The organism is Kitasatospora sp. NPDC041988 (genome assembly GCF_055588525.1).
On sequence record NZ_JBVJCO010000056.1, the window covers coordinates 38,394 to 59,303 of the forward strand.

A 20,910-nucleotide genomic window follows, 5' to 3' on the forward strand; every position below is an offset into this window, starting at 1 on the left:
TCGGACTCGGGGCCGGTCTCCACGGCTGACCCGACCGGACACGAAGGCACCGGCCCCCGACGTGGCGGCCGGTGTCTTCGCGCTCGAAGACAAGGACGTCGAGGCCATCGGCGACGAGCTGGGCCTGGTTCTGCCTCCGAGCGCCCGGGTCGAGGCGTGGCGCACCTACGGCGGCGACCTGGAGGCCCGAGTCCTGGGCGACTTCGCCGAGATTCTGGAGATCGCCTGCAACGAGGCCGGAGTCGACGACGAGGACGACCGGGCCGCGCTTGCCGAGCACACCACGTCCCAGGACGTCGTGGCCGCCGCGGCCGCCCTCGTCAAGGACCTCACCGCCAAATCTCCCCGGGGCAAGAACCTCGGCAAGATCGCGGCGGAGCTGAAGAAGTTCGCCCCGCTCCTGGACGGCGAGCTGGACGACGACCAGTACGCCGCAGTGCAGCGGCGGCCGCCGTGGTGCGCCGGCTGCCGAAGTTCTTCTACTTCTCCACCTACGAGATGCTCCCCGGCGAGTGCGACCTGACCGCGCTCGTGGCGCGGGCGAAGGCCGGCACGGCCAAGGACGGCGACCACACCATGCTCGCGCTGCTGCGCCGGGCCGGCGACGTCAGCCGGGGGCCTGCGCCCCGCTGGGTGGGCGCTTGGGTCGGGCGTCTGGTCGCCTCCGTCAGGGCTGTCGACCGTCCGGTCGGGTGATAGGCCGAGCGCCCCACACAAGGTCGCCACCGCCGCGTCCGAGACGCGACGACCGGGCTGCCAGGGAGGTCAGCGCCAGTCGAGACCGAGCGCGGCGGGCTGGTCGAGCTGCGCGTGGTTCGCCCGAGACTCCCGACGTTGATGTTCATGCCCCGCAGCTGAGCGAATTCGGTCCCGCCAGACCTGGAGCCAGGGATGCCCAGTCTGATCGGTGACTGCAGCAGGAATGCTCAGGAGAGCACGACGGGGTGGCCGGTCAGGTGGACGCCGGCATGGCGCATCTCGTGGAGGGCGGTGCGGGTGCTGTCGGCGGCGACGCCGGCGGTGTAGTCCAGCAGGACACGGACGGTGAAGCCGGCACGGGCGCCGTCCAGCGCGGTGGCCTTCACACAGTGGTCGGTGGCGATGCCGACGACGTCCACCGCGGTGACGTCGCGGGCGCGCAGCCAGTTGGCCAGCAGCATGCCGTCCTCGGTCGAGCCCTCGAAGCCACTCTTCGAGGCCGAGTGCGCGCCCTTGTAGAAAACCTCGTCGACGGCGCCGTCCGTCGCGACGGGCGCGAAGTTCGGATGGAAGTTGCCGCCCTCGCTGCCGACCACGCAGTGAACCGGGAACGAGGTGGAGAAGTCCGGCCGGTCGGAGAAGTGGCCCCCCGGATCGACGTGGTGGTCCCGCGTGGCGACGACATGCGCGTACCTGCTGCCCGCCGAACGTCGCACCAGGTCGGCGATGGCCGCGGCGCGGTCCGCGCCGCCCTTCACCGGAACGCTGCCACCCTCACAGAAGTCCTTCTGCACGTCCACCACGATCAGCGCACGCCTCACGGTTCACCCTCTCTCGGATCCTGCCGACAGCGATACCCATTCGCGGTCTCCCACCTCCGCTCGCTGTTGCGGATTCACCCGTCCGATACCCAACGCGCGCCGGCCCGGCAGTCCCTCAGGTGGAAGGACACACACGGAAGTCACCGCAATGTCAGCCCAGGATTGACGAGGCGACGCCGCCTGCGGATAACGTTCGCCGACCCGCGCGGCAAGTCCACGCTCGAATGCCGGTGCTCGTTCAGGCCCACAGCCGACCGGCCCCACCACGGCGACAGGGCCAGCGGCAGGGTGAGCGGGGCGGCGCAAGGGGCAGGCTGCGCGACCAGCAGAGTCGGATCGTGACGAGGACTTCTTCTTGACCGGGCGCCGCCGCCGCTTCTGGCAATACGTGGCATGCTCCTTTGCGTGATCGACACTCCCGATATCGACGCTCCGGGCGGGGGCTGGTCGTTCGCGACGGCGCGTGAGCCGGCCGAGTTCCCTGCGGTCGGGGTCGAGGGCGTGCCCGGTGTCGAGCACGCCGGGGGGAGGGGCCGTACCCTGTGCGGGATCCGCGGCCGGTACCTGACGTTCTTCCTGCACCCTTTCCGGCCCCGGGCCCGGCCTCGTGCCGGAAGTGCCGAGTGCTGGCCGAGGCCGCGCCGTCCCGGCCGTGCGGGCAGGAACGCCTGCACGACCTTCCAGGGCGGTGGCGCGCCGGTGCCAGCGTCGGGGGAGGTGTTGCTGGTGGTCGTACCAGCGGGTGGTGACGGCCAGTGCCCAGGTCCACGCGGTGGGAGCGTTGGCGTGCTGCAGTAGCCGCTGGTGGGAGCGCTGCGCGTCCGCCAGGTCGGGCAGGGCCGCTACGTCGAGGGACTGTCCGGGGTCGGGGCCGGTGCTCCAGGTGTGATGCCGGGAGCACAGCCGCTGGTGGGTCGGTGTGTAGGTCCAGGCGGTGCGGCTGGCGCCGTGGGTGCGGCGCAGGACACAGGAGGGGCATGCGGCTGCGGCTTGGCGCTGCGCCGTGTCGCGCAGCCGGCTGATGTGGGGGAGGGCGTGGCTGCTTCCCGGGCGGGGCGGCCGGGTGCCGGTGACGGGTTCCCAGTGTGGCAGCGCCCGGGCGAGGTGGGCGTGGGGTATGCGGGTCAGGGCGGCGATGCGTACCTGGGCGGCGCGGTTGGGGTGCAGCTCGCCGCCCTGGGCGGGGGTGAGGCCCTTTCCCTGCGCGTCGACGGCGATGGCGAGGCCCTCCAGAAGGTGAGGCAGGCCCTGTCCGTAGGCGCGTGCGCCTCGGGTGAGGTAGGAGGCGGTGCTTTCCCCGGGCAGGGGCCGGACGCGCAGGCAGCCGGGGGTGACGGGCGGCGTGTGGAGGAGGATCGGCAGGCGCAGTGTCACCTGCGCCTGCCCGGTTTCTCTCCGGGGGAGCGGGGTGTGCCGAGGGGGCGGTAGTGCTCTTCGGCGAGGTGGTCGAGGTCGATGTTCTCCAGGACGGTGCGGGTGATGCGTTCTGTGCCGTCCAGTCCGGATGATCCGTGGGTGGGAGGTGCGGGTTGTGTAATGCGAGGTTGTACCGGGTCAAGGACTGGGTTCTGGATCACTCCTACCGGCCCCGCCTTGCTCGCAGTCCCAGCTAGGTTGCATTCCTATCTAGGTGGTGATGGAATGCAGCCATGGCCGCAGACCGCAGATCCAGCTGGCTCAAAGGAGTCCTTGACCTTCTCGTCCTCGCCTGCCTCACCGAGGGCGAGAGCTATGGATACGAGATTTCCAAGGCCCTGGCGGGAGCCGGGCTCGGTGAGATCAAGGGTGGAACGCTCTACCCGGTACTCAACAGGCTTGAGGAGGCCGGCCTGGCCGTCGGGGAGTTCAGGGCCGCTGAGCGCGGACCGGGCCGCCGTTACTACCGGCTCACAGACGACGGCCGTCGAGCCCTCGCCGAACAGGGCGAGTTGTGGCTGGAGTTCCACACCGCCGTCAAGACCATGCTGAACAGTGCACGTCCAGGGGGAGCATCGTGATTCGAAGCAACGGGAGCAGCTCGGAAGGCGCCGGCGGGAGCGAGACGGGCGGTGACTACTTCACGGAGCTCGCCGCGTGCCTGATCGCCGCCGGCATGGCGGAGGGGGAAGCGGCAGCGACCGTCGCCGACCTCAGCGGCTATCTGGCGGAGACCGAATCGCCGGACGCGTACGAGGAATTCGGTGCGCCGCAGGCCTTTGCGGCCCGCCTGACCGAGGGGCGCACTGCTGAGCAGCCCGCCGCAGGGGTGGAGACCTGGAAGTGGACCGCCGACATCTATACCGACCGCAAGCACCTCAACCACTACGGCGACCAGGGTTGGGAGGTCGAGGGCCTCGACCGCTTCGGCCGCTTCGTTTGCCGCCGGGAGCCGGACGCCGCGATGCGCTGGGAGTACCGGCGGGAGACCGCGAGCAACGCGAAGGAGCGCGAGTCGGTCGCAGCCGGGCTCGCCCCGGACGCCTGGGAGCTGTGCGGGCAGTGGATGTACTTCATGTACTTCAAGCGCCCGAACGCGGCTAGCGCCGGTCCGGCGGCGGCGCTCGGCGAGTTGGTGGCGGCGCCGGACCGGCAGCTGTTCCTCGGCCGTACGTACCGAGGCAAGGTGAAGCAGGCCCTGGCGGCCGCGGTGATTTCGGCGGTCCTGGCAGCCACGGCGGTGCACTACGCGGGCGACCGCATGGCCTTCCCGATCCTGATCGGTGCGGCCGTCGCGGCACCGATCGGTCTGATCGCCGGCTGGTACCGCGTGAAGCGGGAGGTCATGTCGGGCGTCGAGGACGCCTGACCGCGCAGGGGTCTGTAAAAGAACGGCTCTGTCCCGTAATCGGTGGTAACCCTCTGCGATTCAGGCGCACCCGGCTGGTCGGACGGCACCCGGGCCGCAGCTCCGACAGCCACGTCCCGATCGCGTACCCGCCGATCGACGCCCGAGCCGACCGAGCAGGCCGCAGGCCAGGCACAAACGATCCTGCCCGCTCCGGGGAGCAGGTGGGGAGCGCACCGTGCTACGGGGTCCCGCCGGCCCGGGCAGGGCGGGAGGATGGCGCCGGCCGCCCCCCGGCGAGGGGCGGCCGGCGGCCGGGGCGATCGCACTGCCCGGCCTGATCTTGCGCCAGGCCCGGTGATTCAGCCGAGTACGCGCTTGAGCGGGCTTGCCCCCGCGCCGGCTACCACTACCGGTCCGCCAGCACCTCGGACGACGTGTCCCGCTGGTGCGGAACCGGCGGGCGGAACGACGGTGCGCCCGCCCCGTCCTGCTGGAGCGAGACGGTGCGCGTGGGCGCGGGGATCGAGATGCCCTCCGTCCGGTACCGCTGGTGCAGGCGCTTGATGAACTCGTGCTTGATCCGGTACTGGTCGCTGAACTCGCCGACGCCCAGGATCACGGTGAAGTTGATCCTGGAGTCCGCGAAGGTGTGGAAGCGGACGGCGGCCTCGTGGTCGGGCACGCCGCCGCTGATGTCGGCCATCACGCTGTCGACGACGTCGAGGGTGACCCTCTCCACGTGCTCCAGGTCGCTGTCGTAGCCGACCCCGACCTGGACCAGGATCGACAGCTTCTGCTCGGGCTGGGAGTAGTTCGTCATGTTCGTCCGCGCCAGGCGGCCGTTGGGGATGATCACCAGGTTGTTCGACAGGTTGCGCACCACGCTGTTGCGCCAGTTGATGTCGACGACGTACCCCTCCTCCCCGCTGGTGAGCCGGATGTAGTCACCCGGCTGGACCGTCTTCGAGGCGAGGATGTGCACACCCGCGAAGAGGTTGGCGAGCGTGTCCTGCAACGCCAGCGCGACCGCGAGACCGCCCACCCCGAGGGCGGTGACCAGCGGGGCGATGGACACCCCGAGGGTCTCCAGGGCCACGAGGACGCCCATCGACAGCACCACGGTCCGGGTGATGTTGACGAAGATGGTCGCGGACGCCGCGACGCCCGTCCGGGACGCGGCCACCGACTGCACCAGCCCGGCCACCACCCGGGCCGCGCTGAGTGTCGCGATGACGATGAGCACGGCCGTCAGCGACTGGTCGACCAGCCCCCGGATCCGCGCGGTGAGCGGCAGGGCCGAAGCGGCCACCGCGGCCCCGGCGATCACGGCCGCCCAGGGGACGATGGTGCGCAGCGCGTCGACGATGATGTCGTCCCCGCTCCACTTGGTCCTGCTCGCGTGCTTGCCCAGCCACTTCATCAGAGCCCGCAGCACCAGACCGGCCACACAGCCGGAGGCCAGCGCGATGCCGGCCGCCACCCAGTCGTGCAGGGCCAGGTCCCGGGTCACCGTCGCGCCCCCGCAGTGTGGAGGGCGAGGGAACGGGCCGCCGCCGGCCGCCGTACGTGCTGTGTCGTCACCTTGTCGCCTGTCAGGTCGTGTTGTGCGCGGCCGCGTTGGAGCGGATGTACGCATTCCGAACAAGCTGCCATCCTGCCCCATGGCCTGGCTGCCGCCACAACCGGACCCCGGCGTTCCGTCCGCTCGGCCGACCGGCGCGCCTTCCGCCGGCGCAGCTCCACCAGGACCGTGTCGAGGCCGCTCCCGTCTCACGCGGCGTTGAAGGTGAGCGCCACCACCCTGCGGGACGCGGGCAACTGCCGGAAATCCTGGGGCCGGCCAGGCCAGCCAGCCGGTGGGCGATGGGCGATGGGCGATGGAGGCGTAGGAGGCCGCCACCCGCAAGGTGACGGCCTTCCAGTGCTTTCTCGGCGCCGCAGCAGCGCAGCGCCGACCGGCACCTGCCCTGGCCGGGGAGGGCCTACCAGGCCACTCCGAGAGCCTCCAGCTGCCCGAGCTGCTCCTCGCTGAGCTTCGCCCGGCGGGCCTTGACGTTGTTCAGCCAGGCGGCCACGGCCACGGCCACGGTGCCGCTGCACCACGGCCTGCCCACCACCGTGCCCACCGTGCCTCCGGCCCCCGGCCCCCGCCGAGGTGACACCGGCGGCAACGGCCCACGGGCTCCTGCCCGACTCGCTGTCGGACCGCGGCAACGCCAAGCTCTTCGTGACCCTGTACGGGCGGGACTACCGGCACGTACCGGGCCTCGGGTGGTACCAGTGGGCCGGGCACCGCTGGCGCCTGGACGAGGACGACACCGTCCTGTGGGCGGCCGGCGAGATGGCCGAGAGCATCGCCGTCCACGACCCGCGTGGCATCTACACCAACACCGACCTGCGCCGGCACCGCCGCCGGGCCCTGTCGACATCCGGCATGAACGCGATGCTGATGCAGGCCAAGGCCGACCCCGGCATGGTCCTGAACACCGCCCTGCTGGACGCCGACCCTTACGCGCTGTGCACCCCCGGCGGGGTCGTGGACCTGGGCACCGGCATGGTCGCCGCCCCGGACCCGGCCAAGCACCACCACTCCCGCTCCACCACCCTCGCCCCGGCCCGGATGGCCACGCCGCGCTGGGACCGGTTCCTGGCCGACACCTTCGGCGAGGACCGGGACGGTCGGCAGACCCGCGACTTCCTGCATCTGCTGCTCGGCTACTCCATCAGCGGCGACGTCGGCGCCCAGGTCATGCCGTTCCTCTATGGCCAGGGCAAGAACGGCAAGTCCGTGCTCCTGGACGTGATGATCCAGCTGCTCGGCGACTACGCCGACGCCGCCCCGCCCGGCTTCCTCATGGCCAAGACCTTCGACGGCCACCCCACCGACCTGGCCGAACTCCACGGCCGCCGGGTGATCGTCTGCTCCGAGCTGAAACCCGGCAACCGCTTCGACGAGGCCCGAGTCAAGCTGCTCACCGGCGGCGACAAGAAGGGCTACAAGACCGAGCGCTCCGAAGGCGGCCCCGCCTCACCCGCCTCGAACTGGGGATAACACTCCCCAAAGCCTGAACGGTGACGCCCTGTTGACGGCGGACGTGCGCCGACCGCAGACGGCACTACGCTCCCGCCATGACCAACGACACCGCAGTGGTGCCAGCACCGCGGGAACACGCCGAGCCGTCGTTCCCGGCCGCGTACGGGACCGACGGAACGGGCTGGACCAAAGTCAACGCGTCGCCCGAGTGGTGGAGATGGGTCGCCACGTCCCCCTGATGGCCAGAGTCGGCGGAACAGTTCGCCCGGGCGGGCGAGGAGGCGCCGACTCCCATCTGTGCGGGGCCGTCGGCACGACCACCAAACGCCCTTGTGAATTCGACACCACCACCACCTGGAACCGCTGGTCGGACTTGCCCGGTAAGGACCGTACAAGATCAGCGCCTTCCTGAAGCGGTCGGCCTGACCCAGCCGTCGGAACGGAACGTCGCTTGCGCCGGTCGGCGGCTCCAGTCAGTGGGCCTCGTTGCCCAGCCGCCGGAGCGGTAGGTGTGGTCAGCCCGATGTGGTCGGGGCGCCGGGACGGTCATCCCTTTGGGCGATGGTCGCTGTCCACTGCGGGAACTGCGCCATGGGTATCGCGGACGAGGCGGTGGAGTTGGGGCGCAGCGACGCGGCGGGGAGGAACGCGACGCGGCAGCGTCGGCACAGCCAGGTCGCCCGCCACACTCGTTGGAGCTGCTGCCACTGCTCGTAGGTCCGGGGCCACTGGTCCGCCGTGTCACTTCGACGGCTTCGGTGGTCGGAATGGACGGCGAGTCCGATTCCCAGCAGGACCAGGGCGACGAACAATACGCCGTAGCGGGAGCCGACCTGGTACGCGACGTCGGAGCTGCCGTCGCCGTCGCCGGAGAACAGCGCGCGCAGCCCCAGGAGGCCGAAGAGGCCGGCCAGGACGAAGAGGGTGATCGCGGCCCCGGTCGTGCCCCCTGGCTCGGGTGGCATCGACAGCAGCTCCCGCGTCGGCGGATCGAGGGGCCGGTCGGCGTCCAGCAGGGCGTTCCGCACGGCGACGGTTTCGTCCGCCGCGGCGCACGTAGGACAGGTGGCACTCATCGAGGTGGCTCCGGAAATGATGGACGATGTATGCGAAAGAGCACGTAGTACAGCACAGGGAACTGACTACTCATGTGACCGGCCCCGGAACCGGGAGGGTTGAGCCAAGGCGGGCTTTACCCCGGACAGTGGACGCTTCTGAGGAGCGGATCTTCGGGTCCGTGGAGAGGATGTCCTCATGGGTGCTGCGAGGTACTCGGGGGAGTTCAAGCGGGACGCGGTCGCGCTGGTGGAGTCCAGCGGGCGGCGTATCCCGTCGGTGGCGCGCGAGCTGGGTGTCGACCCGGAGTCGCTGCGGCAGCGGGTCCAGCGCTCCCGGGCGGCTGCCGGCGCGTCGGGTACGGGTGGGGAGGGCCCGATGACGGCGGCGGAGCGAGAGGAGCTGCGCCGGTTGCGCCGACAGGTCCGTGAGCTGGAGCTGGAGAAGGCGACGCACCGGCCCCTGACGGCGCCACTTCTGACCGGTCCTCGTCCACGGGCTGAGCCACTGACTTGCGGTGGTGAGTTTCGCCGGCGGGGTGGTGAGTTCCGTGCCGGGGCGCTGGTGAGTTTGCCCGACCGCCCCGGCCCGCCCAGGTGAGTTTCGGGTGTCTGCGCAGGTCAGCGGCCAGTTGGAACGGCTCGGGGTGCTCCGATCGGGTGGCGGCCAGATTCGGCTAAGTGGTCGGTTCCGGAAGTCCTTCGGGGTTGACTCCGGGGGGCTGCGCGATGTCGCGCAGCCGGCGTCTTGACCGGCGGCGGGGGAGATGGTGTCTGTTGCCGCGCTGGCGTACAGCGATGCAACGTTGTCGATGTTCGAGCTGGACTTCGTCGAGGTTGGTGAGCGTCGTCGGCTGCCGTCGGGCCAGGCGGCGAGCGGGCCCGCGCCGGGCTTCCGGGCTTGTGGCGGCTACGGCTCGATGCGTAGTGCGCCGCGCAGCCGCCACGGCTACCGGGTGGCGGTCCCTTCTGCTGTTGGTCAGCGTCGCAGGTTGGGTGCAGCCACTGGCTTGGTCGACCTGCGCTCCCTTGATGCGCGACGTTGCGGTGACCGGGCCGACTCCGGTGTCACCCGAAGATGCAGTGTGGCGAGCAGTAGGCAGAACGCGGCCATTGCCGACCACAGTGCGGTCGTCCCCGCGTGGGCGAGCAACTGGGTGCCGAGGACGGGTGCGAGCGTCGCGGCGATCCCCCAGCTGGTTCCGAAGACGGCCAGGTAGCGGCCGCTTGCGCCGGGTGGTGCGAGGTCGGTGACGAGCGCGTAGACGCGGCCCATGACCAGCAGATCGCCGAGACTCCACACGGCGGCTGAGGCGAGCAGCGCAGGCAGCGTGCGGGTGAGGGCGAGGCCGGTCAGCCCCGTGGCCAGTAGGAGATGGGCGAGGGCGAGCGTGACGGGCGTGGTGAGCCGGGTCGCCCAGGGCAGGCGGATCAGTGGCTGGGCGAGCACGGTGGTGGCCGCGGCGGCGGTGAACAACAGCCCGGCGTCGGCGGCGGGCAGGCCCTGCCGCGCGAGTGCGAGCGGCAGGGTGATCACGGTCTGTTGGTTGATCAGGGCGTAGGCGGTGCCGGTGGCCAGGACGCTCAGCAGGGCTCGGTCGCGCAGCGGCCGTACGGCGGTGTCGTCCTGGTCCGCTGCGGGCGGTGTCGGGCGGTCGCGCGGAAGGGCCAGGTGGATCAGCAGCGCGCAGGCCAGGCACGTGGCGGCGTCGGTGACGAAGAGCCAGCGCAGGTCCCAGCGTCCGAGCAGGGCGGCGAGCAGCCCGGCGCCCATGGCGCCCGCCGCGAGCGCGGCGCTGAACAGGCTGAACGCGCGCACCCGGTGCTGCTCCGGCACGGACTCGCCGATGATCGCCTGGCTCGGCGGCTCGTAGAGCTCGAAGGCCAGCCCGAGCAGCACCGCCCCGGCCACCGCCCAGGTGAGCGACGCGGAGGCCGCGATCGCCAACTGCGCGACCGCGCATCCGCAGAGCCCGAGCACGATGGTCGTGCGCCGGCCGATTCGGTCGGCCAGATGTCCCCCGGCCAGACGCGAGGGGATCGTCGCGAGCCCGAAGGCGGCGCTGACCAGCCCGGCGGTGGTCAGGCTCGCGCCGTGGTCGGTGCTGATCAGCGCGGTGAGAAAGGGCAGTGAGAAGGCCCCGAGTCGGTTGACGACCCGGGCGAGTAACAGCAGCCGGACGGTGCGGGGCAGTGGTTCGGAGCGAGCCACGGCGCCTCCTGTTCTCGTGAATCGTCCATGTCAGTGATCAACGGGTGGTACGTGAGCTGATGTCCGTGTCGTCGTTGTGTGACCTGCGGGCCCTGCCCGACGCCGGCTGCGCCGGCCGCCGCATCGGTCTGCGCTGCCGGGTCGGCGATCCACCGTCAGGTCGGACCGACGCCGCGGGCGAAGTGCGGCAGCATCATCGCGACCAGGGCGTCGACATCGGCATCGACCATCGGTTCGCCGGTCATGCCCATCCGGTGGAGCAGGGTGCCGACGACGACGTCGATGAAGAACAGGACCCTGTTCTCCGGCTCGTCGAGCGCGTCCTGGAGGGCGAGTCGGTAGGGGTCCTGCAACCGTGCGGAGAGGATCTCGCGCAGGGCCGGGTCGCTGACGGCGTCGCTGAAAACGCCCGCGAACGCGTCGCCCACCCCGCGCTCGCCGATCTTCACCGCGATCCAGCGGATGGTCGAGGACATGAGCTCGGCCCGGTCGGCGCCTTCCTTCAGTGGAACCGGGCCGAACGCGTCGAGGAGGCAGTCCACGATCAGCGCGCCCTTCGACGGCCAGCGGCGGTAGATCGTCGTCTTCGCGATGCCGGCCGCGGCGGCGATGCGCTCGACCGTGGCGCGCGCGTAGCCGACTTCGAGGACTGTGTTCAGGGTGGCGGTGAAGACCTCGGCGTCGAGGCCGGCGCGCGGGCGTCCGGGCGGTCGGGCGGGAGGAGGCGTTCGAGTCATTCCCTCACCATAGCTAGTTCCGCTACCTTAGGTATCGATACCTAAGGTAGCGGAACCATTCGGGGAGGAGAAGGCATGAGCGGGGACAGCGGTGCGCGGCAGCCGTCGGCGAGCAGCAGCGGGTTGCGGCAGCAGGCATTGGGGGGTGAGCCGGACTGGGCGGCGATGACCGCCGAGGAACTGGCTGCCTACCGCGAGGCGGAGAACCGCAGGCGGGCGTCGCCTGCGATGCGGGCGATCACCGGGATGCCGGACCCCGGTGCCGCGATCGACTGGCAGTCGCTGGCGCTGCCCGGCCGCCGCCTGCCGGTCCGGGTCCACCGGCCGGTGCGCGAACGCGGCGCCAGCTCCGCCGACCGGGCGGCGGCCCTGCCCCTCGTACTCCACGTCCACGGCGGCGGGTTCGTGGGCACGGCGGTGCAGAGCGACTGGATCAACAGCCATCTCGCCGCCCAGTTGCCGGCCCTTGTCGTCTCGGTCGAGCACCGCCTCCTCGCCCCGGAGACTCCGCTGTCGGCCGCCGCCGACGACGGCTGGGACGCGCTCGACCACCTGGTGCGGCACGCCGCCGACTGGGGCATCGACCCGGCGCGCATCGCTGTGTTCGGCGAGAGCTGCGGCGCACTGATCACCGCCCTGGCCGCCATCCGCGCCAGGCAGGCCAACCTGCAACTGCGGGCGCAGGTGCTGGTCAACCCCGTCGCGGACGTGACCGGGACGATGCTCGACCACCCCTCGGTCACCGAACACGCCCACAGCCCGACGCTGACCGTTCCCCAACTGCGGCTGTTGCACCGGCTTGCCGTCCCCTCGGGAACCGATCCCCGTGCGCTGTCTCCGCTGCACGCCGGCAGTCTCACCGGGCTCGCCCCGGCGCTGGTGGTGGTGCCGAGTCATGACCCGCTGGCCGACCACGGCCGCCGCTACGCCGAGCGCCTGCGCGCGGCTGGGACGCCCGCGCGGCTGACCGAGTTCCCCGAGACCACGCACGCCTTCGTCAGCATGCCGGCCGTAGTGCCGCAGGCCGAGGCGGCACGGGCGGAGATCACCGAGTTCCTCCGCGACGCCCTCGGCCGCCCCGGCGGCCGCTGACCAAGCGAGTCCGACGGACGGGCCGCGGCGTCCGCCGGCGACCCGCGCCCCGAACCAAGCGGCCAACATCACCCTGTCAAACGGTCACGATCACCTGTCAGAGGACAATCGGTACCCCAGGCGGACACAACCTGTGGGCCCCCGCGGCATGCAGGGATCAAGTGCAGGTACTCGGCTGCGGCCAAGCGGTGCGGGTGTGCCCACATCCTGTCGGACGGGCCGGGAAGAGGACACGGCAGGCTACGGCCTGTCGTGATCCACTTCTCCCGATCGGCCCTTGCCCCATGCCCGTTGCCCCATGCCCGTTGCCCCGGCCTGTCCGATAGCCCCAACTGCCGCCGAGCGCGAGCGGCTGAAGAAGTTGGCCTACGGCCACAAGACCGAGTACCGGCTGCGTGTCTGGGCGCAGGTCGTGCTGCACGCGTCTCGCGGGCGCTCCAACGCGCGCATCGCCCGCGAGACGGGGCTGCTCTGGACACGGTGCGCAAGTGGCGGGGGCGGTTCGCCGCGCTGGGTCTTGCGGGCCTGGCCGATCGAAAACGCACCGGCCGCTCGGCTTCCTTCACCGCACTGCAGGCCGCCCGGATCAAGGCGCTGGCCTGCCGACTGCCCGCCGAGACCGGGGCGCCGCTGTCGCGCTGGTCGTGCCCGGAGCTGGCCCGCGAAGCCATGGTCCAGGGCATCGCCACGTCCGGCAGAGCCTTCGGCATGACGACATCTTCGACGAGGCGCCCCACCGCCGTCGGTGCCCGCCGCGTACGCTGCCGCGCCCACCCGGGCCCACGCGCCGCAGACCTCGGCCCGCCTGCGCGACCTGGGGTCGGCCGTGACCGCCCCGGCCGCTGCGGACACTCGGTTCGCGCCGGGGCCACGGTGGTGCGCCGTGACCTCCACGTTGGCCGGGTGTGGTCCGCCCAGCACTGCCGGGCCCGTGCCGACACCGCCTTGCGCACCGTCGACGGTGTGTGCAGTGCGGCAACCCGTCGGTCTACCGGGCGCAGGGCGTGCCGATGCACCTGGGCGGGTTCTGCCGTCCCGGCCCCGCCCCGGTACCCGCGGCCTGGTGATCGAAGACCGCCTCTATCCGCACCAGTGGATCCAGGACCTGATCGCCACGGCCTGGCTCAACCACCCTGCGTCCGACGAGGAGGCCGCCGACACGGTCAAGGCGTTCTTGTGGTCAGTCGTCCCCGACGGCACGGAGCTGGACGGGCTGACCGTGGTCCAGGAGGAAGGCACCGGGCCGGTGCCGGTGTTCGGCTACCGCCGGGCCGTGCCGGCCGCCGGGCTGACCTCCTGGGCCGAGGCCGAAGCGCACAACACCTTCGGCCCCCTCTACAAGGGCATGAACTACCTCAGCAACGACCGAGTCGACGTCACCGACGAGATGATCGACTATCTCCGCTCCAGGGGCCTGCCGGTGCAGGTGTGTGGCCAGTGCGAGGATTTCGTCACCAACCGGCACCCGAACTGGCCCGGCGTGTGGGTCGCCCTGGGCGAGGAGACCGGACCGTTGTGCCACAGCGCCGACGACGATGACACCTGGAACGACCTGTTCACCATCGCCGTCCACGGCCCGCACCGCGTGCCGTAGCTGTCACCGCTCCCACCGGCAGGCGAAAGCGCCGGCGGTGTTCAACGGGGGACCAACAAGCCCCGGCCTGGAAGGAAGACGGCGTACGAGAGCCCGACCATCGACGTATCGCCCCTCAGAGTTCACCGTTCGGTGCTGAGTCGCAGCTGTGCGCTTTCGCTGGTCACGGCTAGCTCGTGCTCACGGAGTGCCTGGTTAAAGCGTTCCATGGTCTCGGCATACCGCTCCCGGGTCGCTTCGAGCATGGTCACGCGCGAGAACCCGGTGCTGGGGTACGGCTCGATCGGGTGCGCCAGCCCGAGTTCGGAGGCGATGAGCATGAAATGACGGTTGTGGTAACGCCTGGCCCGCGAGGTGTCCCTGATCCCCCGCGCGGCGGCCAGCCTGTGGGCGGCCTCGTGCAGCAGCCACTCAAAATCGAACCGTCGGCCACAGGTGTGGGAGAACACGCTGACCAGCGCCTCGGGCGAGGTCAGATCAGGCAGGTCCTGATGGTGGGCTCGGATGTCGTTCCACGCCCGCTGAATCTCTGTGGCGAGTCTCTCCGGTGTTGAGCTGGGAGCATCACCCTCGAGGCAACGCAACAGCTCCGCCAGTTTCCTGGAGGCATCCTCAGCAATGCTCCCGTCGGAGTGGATGATGGTATTCCGCAGCTCGATAATCCGGCGAACGGTGTCGGCGCGTACTGCCGGGGTGCGGGCACGCAGCCGACGGGCTCCGGGAGAACCGAGGGAAGAACGTTCCAGCAGGGCGTCGAAGTCCTGGTCGTCATCCATGCTCGCCACGCTCCTCCTGTTTCGCTTTGGTCCGCCACCGGTGGATCCGGCCTTCGATCGCCCGGACGGACTTGGCGTCCAGGAGCTCGCGGATCTCCTCCTGGGAGAAGCCGTCGATGGTCAGCGCGACGGCGGCCCTGGTCGTCGGGTTGTCGATCTCCTCGATGTCGGTGAGCACCCGCAGGTTGCCGATCACCTCGTCGGCGACGCTCACGGTTCGCACTGGCTTCTCGTAGAGGGCCTTCTCGCGGCCGAGCGCGCGGGCCTGCCGTTCCTCGCTGGTCTTCCACTGGCGGAACTCGTTCGGGAAGTCGTACGCGCAGGCGCCCATGAAGTAGGTGGTGATGCTGATCCGCTGACCCCAGCCCCGGGCCCTGAGACGGGGAAGGTGATGATCAATCCGGCCGCGCCTCGGTGTGGCCGGCGCCTCCCGCAGCCGGGACCCGGGGTGCCCCCCGTCCCCGAGGTCCCGGCTGGCTGCGGTCGTAGCCGACCACGACGGCGCTTCGTCCGCCGTCCGGTGTCCTTACCCCAAGGGCCGGACTCGCGGGGTGATGCCCCGGGTACCGTCCGGACCTGTCGGGGAGGACACCGGTACCGGTCCCGCCCGCACGAGAGCTTCCGGAGGAACGGTGAGCGCAGCGCCCCTGCACGGCCACCACGACGGCCGTCAGCCCATCGCCCGTACCCAGGACGGCGTCGCCGCGGCGTTACTCGCGACCCGGGCACGCCAGCCGACGTCTTCTCCGCCGTCGTGGCGTTCCTGGTCGACCTGCGCGAGAACCCCTTCCCGCGCCTGAGCATGCCGGTGCCCGGCCGGCCGGGCATGCACTCGGCGCCGCTGCGCCGGGATCTGGGGCTGGTGGAGTACGTGGTGAACGAGGACTCGGACCCGCCGCGGATCTACGTCTCGCGGATCCTGCGCGCGGACTGACCGCCGCGCCGGGTTTTGCACGGCTGAGAATGTCAGGCCGGGGTCGCAGGTGGGCGCAATGCGGTGCTAACGGGGTGTGGGAAGGATGCCGTTGATGATCATCTGCGGGCCGTACGGGGTGGTGCCGGGCGCGAAGGCCACCGCAGTGCGAAGGGGCTTGATGGAGAACCGGTAGCCGTCGATTGGGCCGTGGCAGATCAGCCCGGACGGGCTGGGGATGGCGATACCGTCGGGGGAGAGGGCGTACCCGAGGCGGGTGTAGAAGTCGGTGAGCTCGGGCTCGTGGGTGACGGTCATGACGGCGCCGGATAGCTTGCCGGTGGTGCGGTCGTGGGCCAGTTCGACCGAGCGTGACTCAAGGGCTTGGGCCAGGCCGCGACGGCGCCATCGGTCGACGACAGCGAGGCTGTCCAGCGAGAGTATGAGGTTCGCCAGGAGGCCTGCGTACGGAGAGCCAGCAAGCACCGGATGCCTGGCCGTCCACGGGGACGGAAGCGTTAGTGCGGCCCCTACGAGGTCGCCGGTGCTGGTTTCCTCGGCGATGACGAACGAGACCACGTGCTCGGGGCTTTGTCCGAGGCGAATGGCTTCGCCAACGGTCCGCCAGCTCCCGTGGGGATTGTCCGGGTCTGCGAGGCGCAGGATCGTGGCGATGGCGTCGGCGTCGGCCGGAGTCGCTTGGCGCAGCACGATTCCCTCCGGGACCTGCGAGGCCGGGATGGAGAGGGCCTTTCCGGGTTGGACTCCCTGAGTACGTGTTGGGGCGGCGTGGAGACGCTCGCTGATCAACTGGCTGGCCAGCCGTGTGGAGTTGCGTTGTGCCGGGTTGCCGGACCGCCTCGCGCCTGTCTTCTTCCCCATGTTCCCCTCATTCTGCGGCTGCCGGTCGGCAGTGCCGCTTCCCGGTTCCTACCCCGGGAAAGGCAGTGGTCAGTCGACCCTGTCGGTCAGCTTCGGAGGCGTGGGTGAAAGCGGTCCAGGCCGTGAGGCCTTCTGCTCGGCGAGGAGTTGCTGGAACAGGGTGCAGTCGACGGCGTGCCATTCGCGGACCAGGATCTCGTTGCCATCACAGACGACCTCGAAGTGCCAGGGATAGCAGTCGTGGCAGGGCCAGATCTCGTACGGCGCCCCGTTCTCGTCGAAGGCTGGCAGGTCGATCGAGCCCACGGGGGCGTTGTAGGTGACCTTGCGCGTGCGGGGTGAGGTCATGGTGTTCCTCGCTCGGATCTGCTAGCGGGTGAGGTGGAGTCGGTCCTGCCGGCCGGTGACAAGGGTGCGCCAGCGGGAGCGGACGGCTTCGGGGCCGTCGAGCCAGCGTGCGGGAGAGGGGTCCTGCAGGGGACGGTCGGCCATGAAGTGGGCGATGTCGGTGTAGTAGGCGTCGTCGCGGTCGCGGGTGAGCTGGTCGAGGTCGCGGATCGCGGTGTCCAGGCCAGCGTCGTCGAGGACGGCGTGGTGGAAGCAGAGGGCCAGGGTGGTGCGGGCGGCGCGCATGCCGGAGGCACGGACCTCGGCGTCGAGGGCGGCCGCTTGTTCAGGGATGTTGTCGCCGGCGGTTTCGGCGTCGCGGATCAGGGCGGCGATGCGGGTGGTGAGGGTGGTGGCGCGCAGGTCGAGGCCGGCGAGGAACTGGTCGGTGAGGTCGAGGTCGTCGTCCGCGAGGGCCGGGTTGGTGAAGGCTCGGACGAGATGTAGGTCCAGGCGGCGTCGGTGAGCCAGCCGAGGTCGAGCCGGTGGTCGCGGGCCAGGGCGAGGCCTTGGCGCAGGACGGCGGTCAGAGTAGTCGCCGGCTGCCCTCCGGGCCGCCGCTCCACTGGTCGCCGAGCGCGGCGTGGGCCCAGCCTGCGGCGCTGGCCCAGTCCTGGTCGGACCAGCGGTCGTCGGTGTGGTCGTCGGCCCGGCGGATGGTGGAGCGCACCACGCCGTGCAGGGTGGCAGGGCCACACGGCGAGCTGGTCCTCGCGGACGAAGGGTCGCTCGACCAGGCGCAGGGCCGCGGCCTGGTGCGCCATGCCGGCCGCAGCGGTGGCGAGCGGGATGTCGAAGGCGTCCAGCATTGTCAGTCGGCCGAGATCTGCCCTGGGCGGCCCCCCGGCCCCGGGCCGCCGCTGTTCGCGGTGTGACAATGCCCTTACTAGGGAGGCGAGTCGGGGAGGCAGGCATGCTGGCCGAGACGGTGTTCCGGACCGAGGACGTGGCGCCGCCGGACCGCTTCGAGTACTGGCGGCAGCAAGTCGCGCGGATGATCGCGCCGTTCGAGGCCCGCACCGGGCACGCTGCCGACTTCCGGGCGGAGTTGCGCGTCCTGCCGCTCGGTGAACTGGCGCTCTGGACAATGGAGCACCCGCCGATGACCGCGCTCCGGTCCTCGCGGCTGGTTCGCGCGTCCGACGACCCCGAGCTGTATATCCTCTCGCTCCCGTTCAGCGACGCCGCGTCCGTGGTCCGGTCCGACGGCCTGGGCGCGTACCGTCCGTACGACCTGGTGCTGCAGGACAGCGCGCAGCCCAACGTCCTCCGGGTGAGCACCGACGATCCGGGGCAGCGGATCCGCGGGGCCTGGGTGACCGTCCCCCGGCGGGCGTTGCCACTGCCGCCGGACAAAGTCGCCGGGCTAAAGGCCCGCCGGATGCCCGGGGACGAGGGCGTGGGGGCCCTGCTCGTCCAGCTGCTCGCCGGCATCGCCGCCGACACCGGCGTCTACCGGGCCTCCGACGCACCCCGGCTGGGTGTGGCCGCGCTCGACCTGGTGTCGGCCCTGCTCGCCCACCACCTCGACGTCGAGGACGCCGTGCCGCCGGAGAGCCGGCGCCGGGCGCTGACTCGTCGCATTCAGGCGTTCATCCGCGCCCACCTGCACGAGCCGGACCTCAACCCCGGCGCCATCGCCGCCGCCCACCACATCTCGGTCAGCTACCTGCACCGGCTGTTCGAGGGTGAGGAAGAGACTGTCTCCGCCTGTATCCGCCACCTGCGCCTCGAACGGGCCCGCCGCGAACTCGCCGACCCGGCACTGGCCGCGACGCCCGTCCACGTCATCGCGACCCGCTGCGGGTTCACCCGCGCCGCGGACTTCAGCCGGGCGTTCCGCGGCGCGTACGGGCTGCCGCCCCGCGACTTCCGCCACGGCGCGGCGGCGGTCGGGAGTGGACTATGAACAAAGCGGCAGTGGACCGGGTGCTAACGACATCCCGCTGCCGCCGCAGCAAGCTGATGGTGCGTCCACCGCGGGGGATCGACGGCGGACGCGAAGCCCATCAGCACCCTTGAAGGGGGACATCACATGTCCAGCAACGGACTCCGCAAGCACCGGCTGTCGGCCGCCGGCGTCGGTCTCGCCGCCCTGACGCTCGCGCTCACCGCCCTGGGCGGCGGCCATGCCTTCGCCGCACCGCAGGACGGCACCGCCGGCGCCACCGCCGGGTCGGGCCCGCTCACACGGGCCGATGAGGGCATCCTCGCCGCCCGTGGCGGCACGGGTCCGATCCTCATCAAGAACGCCAGCGGGAAGTGCCTGGAGATCGAGAGCTCCTCCAGCAAGAACGGCGCCCGCGCCCAGCAGTGGACGTGCAACGGCCAGTCGGGCGCGGTGTGGCGCCTCGACCCCGTGAAGGACAAGCCCGGCTTGTTCCACATCAAGAACGTGCATAACGGGAAGTGCCTGGAGATCGAGAACTCGTCGCACAAGAACGGGGCCAACGCCCAGTTGTGGTCGTGCAACGAACAGGCCAGCGCGGAGTGGGAGTTCTGGGTCGGGAAGGACGCGAAGACCGTCTGGTTCAAGAACACCAGCGGCAAGTGGCTGGAAATCGAGGGTTCCTCCCACAAGAACGGTGCCCGCGCCCAGCAGTGGACGGACAACGGCCAGAGCGGCGCGCGCTGGACCATCCGGAGCTGAGCCACCGACCGAGCGGTGCCTCGCCACTCGTCGGGGCGAGGCGCCGCTGGGCGGATATCAGTAGGCGTTGGGCTCGGTGGCGTCGCCCGGTCCGCAGGCGTACAGCGCCTCCGTCTTCCACGGTGCGCCGCACTTCGTGCTGGGGCAGGTGCGGATCTCCCAGGTGCCATCCTCGGTAAGTTCGCCGGGTGGGAACTCCTGGGTCTTCAGGCAGGACCGGCACAGGGTCTCGACGTGGCGCTGAATCCAGGTGCCGTTCGGCAGAGTCGTCATCCAGTGATGATCCAGATCCGCCACGGTCGGCTACCGGCCGGGTGCGGCGTCCTCGATGGCGGCGAGCAGGTGGGCATGGACCGCTGCGGCGGCCTCGCGGGTGGCCGGGTCCGGCGGGGCCGTCAGATCCACCGGGCAACTCATCGACCTCGGCCGCCGTGAGGGCGCTGGGCGCCCGCCTCACACAGCAGCAGCGGACTCACCGCGAAGAGGTGGCCAAATTCCGCACGGCTCTCGAAGTCGCGCAGGGTGAGAACCTCGACCTGCGCAGGCGTCTGGCCCGCTACGAAGCCGGCTGAAGCCGTGAAAGTGCATGGCTTGCCGATCAGCTCACTCGAGCGTGGATCACCCCCCAAGTCTCCCGGGCTCTGTCGTTGTGGATCAGCTCGGTCATCTTCAACAGGAGGCGAAAGTATTCAAACGCCTGGGGGAAGGCCCAGGGGTAGCCCAGTTGGGCAACGTGCCGACGCAGCTCCGGCAGGCACTTCGCGATGACGTTCTGTCGGCCGACGTCGAGGTCCGCGTTGTTCGCGAGGTAGGTGGAGGCACAACCTGCCAGCCACGTGTCCAGCTCGGCCAGGACTCCCTTCCTGCCGGCTGGAAGGTCGGGAAAGGGGGAACGGTAGTGCGCGGCCCAAAGCCGTCCTACCTCGCCGAGTACCGCCTGCTTCCCTTCGGGACCGGGCCATCTCCACCCGAGCAGGTATCGTGCCTCCGCCTGCCGCGGAGTCCGCTGGCGCCGGACCTTGTCGGCGCGGCGGCGATTTGCGAACGACTCCATCTCCCTCAGCCACACCGTGCGGCTGGCCTCCAGCTTTTCCAGGGCATGCAGCAGTGCCGCCTCGTCGTTCCTGAGGTCACCGACCGTGCTCAGGTATGACCACGTTCCGTGGAATCCAAGCGGGCAGTAGCAGCCCACAGCATCCCTCAGAGGACGTTAAGTCCGTTTCTGGATGATCTGGTGTCGCCCGTTCGTGGGTACAGAGTCGTTCAGGCTGACTCGCGTGTCGTGTGCATG

General features: G+C 70.7%; 27 protein-coding genes and 2 pseudogenes. 14 read left to right on the forward strand and 15 right to left on the reverse strand.

Going from position 1 to position 20,910, the window contains the following annotated elements; genetic code table 11:
* Nucleotides 1-61 precede the first annotated feature (61 nt).
* Nucleotides 62-523 carry a hypothetical protein gene (locus tag ACZ6NC_RS36495; protein WP_465738180.1) on the forward strand — a complete coding sequence of 154 codons (462 nt, stop codon included), beginning with the start codon at nt 62-64 and terminating at the stop codon, nt 521-523.
* Complete coding sequence (locus tag ACZ6NC_RS36500) at nt 499-696, forward strand: hypothetical protein (protein WP_465738181.1); 198 nt, start codon at nt 499-501, stop codon at nt 694-696. Before ACZ6NC_RS36495 ends, ACZ6NC_RS36500 begins: the two co-directional genes overlap by 25 nt.
* Nucleotides 697-926: 230 nt before the next feature.
* On the opposite strand, the gene ACZ6NC_RS36505 is transcribed toward ACZ6NC_RS36500, so the two are convergent.
* Both ACZ6NC_RS36505 and ACZ6NC_RS36510 read right to left on the reverse strand, forming a co-directional pair.
* Nucleotides 927-1,520: an isochorismatase family protein gene (locus tag ACZ6NC_RS36505; RefSeq protein ID WP_465738182.1), complete on the reverse strand. Its 594-nt coding sequence runs from the start codon at nt 1,518-1,520 to the stop codon at nt 927-929.
* A 3-nt stretch (nt 1,521-1,523) separates the two neighbouring features.
* Nucleotides 1,524-2,894: a TniQ family protein gene (locus ACZ6NC_RS36510; RefSeq protein ID WP_465738183.1), complete on the reverse strand. Its 1,371-nt coding sequence runs from the start codon at nt 2,892-2,894 to the stop codon at nt 1,524-1,526.
* Nucleotides 2,895-3,169: 275 nt separating this feature from the next.
* On the opposite strand from ACZ6NC_RS36510, the gene ACZ6NC_RS36515 reads away from it, so the two are divergent.
* Together ACZ6NC_RS36515 and ACZ6NC_RS36520 are read left to right on the forward strand one after the other, a co-directional pair.
* Nucleotides 3,170-3,517 carry a PadR family transcriptional regulator gene (locus ACZ6NC_RS36515; RefSeq protein WP_465738184.1) on the forward strand — a complete coding sequence of 116 codons (348 nt, stop codon included), beginning with the start codon at nt 3,170-3,172 and terminating at the stop codon, nt 3,515-3,517.
* The gene (locus ACZ6NC_RS36520; RefSeq protein ID WP_465738185.1) at nt 3,514-4,305 is read left to right on the forward strand and encodes a hypothetical protein; all 792 of its coding nucleotides are present in this window, start codon (nt 3,514-3,516) and stop codon (nt 4,303-4,305) included. Before ACZ6NC_RS36515 ends, ACZ6NC_RS36520 begins: the two co-directional genes overlap by 4 nt.
* 388 nt (nt 4,306-4,693) lie before the next feature.
* Here ACZ6NC_RS36520 and ACZ6NC_RS36525 read toward each other — a convergent pair whose 3' ends face one another.
* Complete coding sequence (locus tag ACZ6NC_RS36525; protein ID WP_465738186.1) at nt 4,694-5,797, reverse strand: mechanosensitive ion channel family protein; 1,104 nt, start codon at nt 5,795-5,797, stop codon at nt 4,694-4,696.
* Between the two features lie 472 nt (nt 5,798-6,269).
* Nucleotides 6,270-6,413 (reverse strand): hypothetical protein, encoded by a 144-nt coding sequence (locus ACZ6NC_RS36530; protein ID WP_465738187.1) that lies wholly within the window; start codon nt 6,411-6,413, stop codon nt 6,270-6,272.
* 29 nt (nt 6,414-6,442) lie between these two features.
* Here ACZ6NC_RS36530 and ACZ6NC_RS36535 point away from each other — a divergent pair.
* Both ACZ6NC_RS36535 and ACZ6NC_RS36540 read left to right on the forward strand, forming a co-directional pair.
* A pseudogene (locus ACZ6NC_RS36535) lies at nt 6,443-7,276 on the forward strand (phage/plasmid primase, P4 family); the annotation flags it as partial.
* Nucleotides 7,277-7,416: 140 nt separating this feature from the next.
* Nucleotides 7,417-7,560, forward strand: a complete 144-nt coding sequence (locus ACZ6NC_RS36540) for a hypothetical protein (protein WP_465738188.1) — start codon at nt 7,417-7,419, stop codon at nt 7,558-7,560.
* A 276-nt stretch (nt 7,561-7,836) separates the two neighbouring features.
* Here the strand turns inward: ACZ6NC_RS36540 and ACZ6NC_RS36545 are convergent, their stop codons facing one another.
* A complete protein-coding gene (locus tag ACZ6NC_RS36545; protein ID WP_465738189.1) occupies nt 7,837-8,397 on the reverse strand; it encodes a hypothetical protein in 561 nt (186 codons plus the stop codon).
* Between the two features lie 178 nt (nt 8,398-8,575).
* Here ACZ6NC_RS36545 and ACZ6NC_RS36550 point away from each other — a divergent pair, with 178 nt between their 5' ends.
* On the forward strand, nt 8,576-8,977 hold the full coding sequence (locus ACZ6NC_RS36550; RefSeq protein ID WP_465738190.1) for a transposase: 402 nt from the start codon (nt 8,576-8,578) through the stop codon (nt 8,975-8,977).
* A gap of 378 nt (nt 8,978-9,355) precedes the next feature.
* Here the strand turns inward: ACZ6NC_RS36550 and ACZ6NC_RS36555 are convergent, their stop codons facing one another.
* Nucleotides 9,356-10,588 (reverse strand): MFS transporter, encoded by a 1,233-nt coding sequence (locus ACZ6NC_RS36555; protein WP_465738191.1) that lies wholly within the window; start codon nt 10,586-10,588, stop codon nt 9,356-9,358.
* A 155-nt stretch (nt 10,589-10,743) separates the two neighbouring features.
* Nucleotides 10,744-11,325 carry a TetR/AcrR family transcriptional regulator gene (locus ACZ6NC_RS36560; RefSeq protein ID WP_465738192.1) on the reverse strand — a complete coding sequence of 194 codons (582 nt, stop codon included), beginning with the start codon at nt 11,323-11,325 and terminating at the stop codon, nt 10,744-10,746.
* Between the two features lie 165 nt (nt 11,326-11,490).
* Here ACZ6NC_RS36560 and ACZ6NC_RS36565 point away from each other — a divergent pair, with 165 nt between their 5' ends.
* From ACZ6NC_RS36565 to ACZ6NC_RS36575, 3 genes and pseudogenes are all read left to right on the forward strand, one after another.
* A complete protein-coding gene (locus tag ACZ6NC_RS36565) occupies nt 11,491-12,417 on the forward strand; it encodes an alpha/beta hydrolase (RefSeq protein WP_465738209.1) in 927 nt (308 codons plus the stop codon).
* A gap of 480 nt (nt 12,418-12,897) precedes the next feature.
* A pseudogene (locus ACZ6NC_RS36570) lies at nt 12,898-13,074 on the forward strand (helix-turn-helix domain-containing protein); the annotation flags it as partial.
* 406 nt (nt 13,075-13,480) lie between these two features.
* Nucleotides 13,481-14,011, forward strand: coding sequence for a hypothetical protein (locus ACZ6NC_RS36575; protein ID WP_465738193.1), 531 nt, complete (start codon nt 13,481-13,483; stop codon nt 14,009-14,011).
* A gap of 122 nt (nt 14,012-14,133) precedes the next feature.
* On the opposite strand, the gene ACZ6NC_RS36580 is transcribed toward ACZ6NC_RS36575, so the two are convergent.
* Complete coding sequence (locus ACZ6NC_RS36580; protein ID WP_465738194.1) at nt 14,134-14,787, reverse strand: hypothetical protein; 654 nt, start codon at nt 14,785-14,787, stop codon at nt 14,134-14,136.
* On the reverse strand, nt 14,780-15,118 hold the full coding sequence (locus ACZ6NC_RS36585; protein ID WP_465738195.1) for a hypothetical protein: 339 nt from the start codon (nt 15,116-15,118) through the stop codon (nt 14,780-14,782). Before ACZ6NC_RS36585 ends, ACZ6NC_RS36580 begins: the two co-directional genes overlap by 8 nt.
* 423 nt (nt 15,119-15,541) lie before the next feature.
* Here ACZ6NC_RS36585 and ACZ6NC_RS36590 point away from each other — a divergent pair, with 423 nt between their 5' ends.
* On the forward strand, nt 15,542-15,721 hold the full coding sequence (locus tag ACZ6NC_RS36590) for a hypothetical protein (protein ID WP_465738196.1): 180 nt from the start codon (nt 15,542-15,544) through the stop codon (nt 15,719-15,721).
* A 66-nt stretch (nt 15,722-15,787) separates the two neighbouring features.
* Here the strand turns inward: ACZ6NC_RS36590 and ACZ6NC_RS36595 are convergent, their stop codons facing one another.
* From ACZ6NC_RS36595 to ACZ6NC_RS36605, 3 genes are all read right to left on the reverse strand, one after another.
* Complete coding sequence (locus tag ACZ6NC_RS36595) at nt 15,788-16,582, reverse strand: GNAT family N-acetyltransferase (protein WP_465738197.1); 795 nt, start codon at nt 16,580-16,582, stop codon at nt 15,788-15,790.
* A 69-nt stretch (nt 16,583-16,651) separates the two neighbouring features.
* Nucleotides 16,652-16,930, reverse strand: a complete 279-nt coding sequence (locus ACZ6NC_RS36600; RefSeq protein WP_465738198.1) for a hypothetical protein — start codon at nt 16,928-16,930, stop codon at nt 16,652-16,654.
* A 21-nt stretch (nt 16,931-16,951) separates the two neighbouring features.
* Entirely contained in the window at nt 16,952-17,215 is a 264-nt protein-coding gene (locus tag ACZ6NC_RS36605; protein ID WP_465738199.1) for a hypothetical protein, read from the reverse strand.
* A 36-nt stretch (nt 17,216-17,251) separates the two neighbouring features.
* On the opposite strand from ACZ6NC_RS36605, the gene ACZ6NC_RS36610 reads away from it, so the two are divergent.
* Nucleotides 17,252-17,416, forward strand: coding sequence for a hypothetical protein (locus tag ACZ6NC_RS36610; RefSeq protein ID WP_465738200.1), 165 nt, complete (start codon nt 17,252-17,254; stop codon nt 17,414-17,416).
* Nucleotides 17,417-17,495: 79 nt separating this feature from the next.
* On the opposite strand, the gene ACZ6NC_RS36615 is transcribed toward ACZ6NC_RS36610, so the two are convergent.
* Nucleotides 17,496-17,642 carry a hypothetical protein gene (locus ACZ6NC_RS36615; RefSeq protein WP_465738201.1) on the reverse strand — a complete coding sequence of 49 codons (147 nt, stop codon included), beginning with the start codon at nt 17,640-17,642 and terminating at the stop codon, nt 17,496-17,498.
* Nucleotides 17,643-17,882: 240 nt separating this feature from the next.
* Between ACZ6NC_RS36615 and ACZ6NC_RS36620 the strand changes: the two genes are divergently transcribed.
* Complete coding sequence (locus ACZ6NC_RS36620) at nt 17,883-18,878, forward strand: helix-turn-helix domain-containing protein (RefSeq protein WP_465738202.1); 996 nt, start codon at nt 17,883-17,885, stop codon at nt 18,876-18,878.
* 126 nt (nt 18,879-19,004) lie between these two features.
* On the forward strand, nt 19,005-19,619 hold the full coding sequence (locus tag ACZ6NC_RS36625) for an RICIN domain-containing protein (RefSeq protein ID WP_465738203.1): 615 nt from the start codon (nt 19,005-19,007) through the stop codon (nt 19,617-19,619).
* A gap of 57 nt (nt 19,620-19,676) precedes the next feature.
* On the opposite strand, the gene ACZ6NC_RS36630 is transcribed toward ACZ6NC_RS36625, so the two are convergent.
* Nucleotides 19,677-19,892 (reverse strand): hypothetical protein, encoded by a 216-nt coding sequence (locus ACZ6NC_RS36630; protein ID WP_465738204.1) that lies wholly within the window; start codon nt 19,890-19,892, stop codon nt 19,677-19,679.
* Between the two features lie 325 nt (nt 19,893-20,217).
* Nucleotides 20,218-20,811: a hypothetical protein gene (locus tag ACZ6NC_RS36635; protein WP_465738205.1), complete on the reverse strand. Its 594-nt coding sequence runs from the start codon at nt 20,809-20,811 to the stop codon at nt 20,218-20,220.
* Nucleotides 20,812-20,910: the final 99 nt, after the last annotated feature.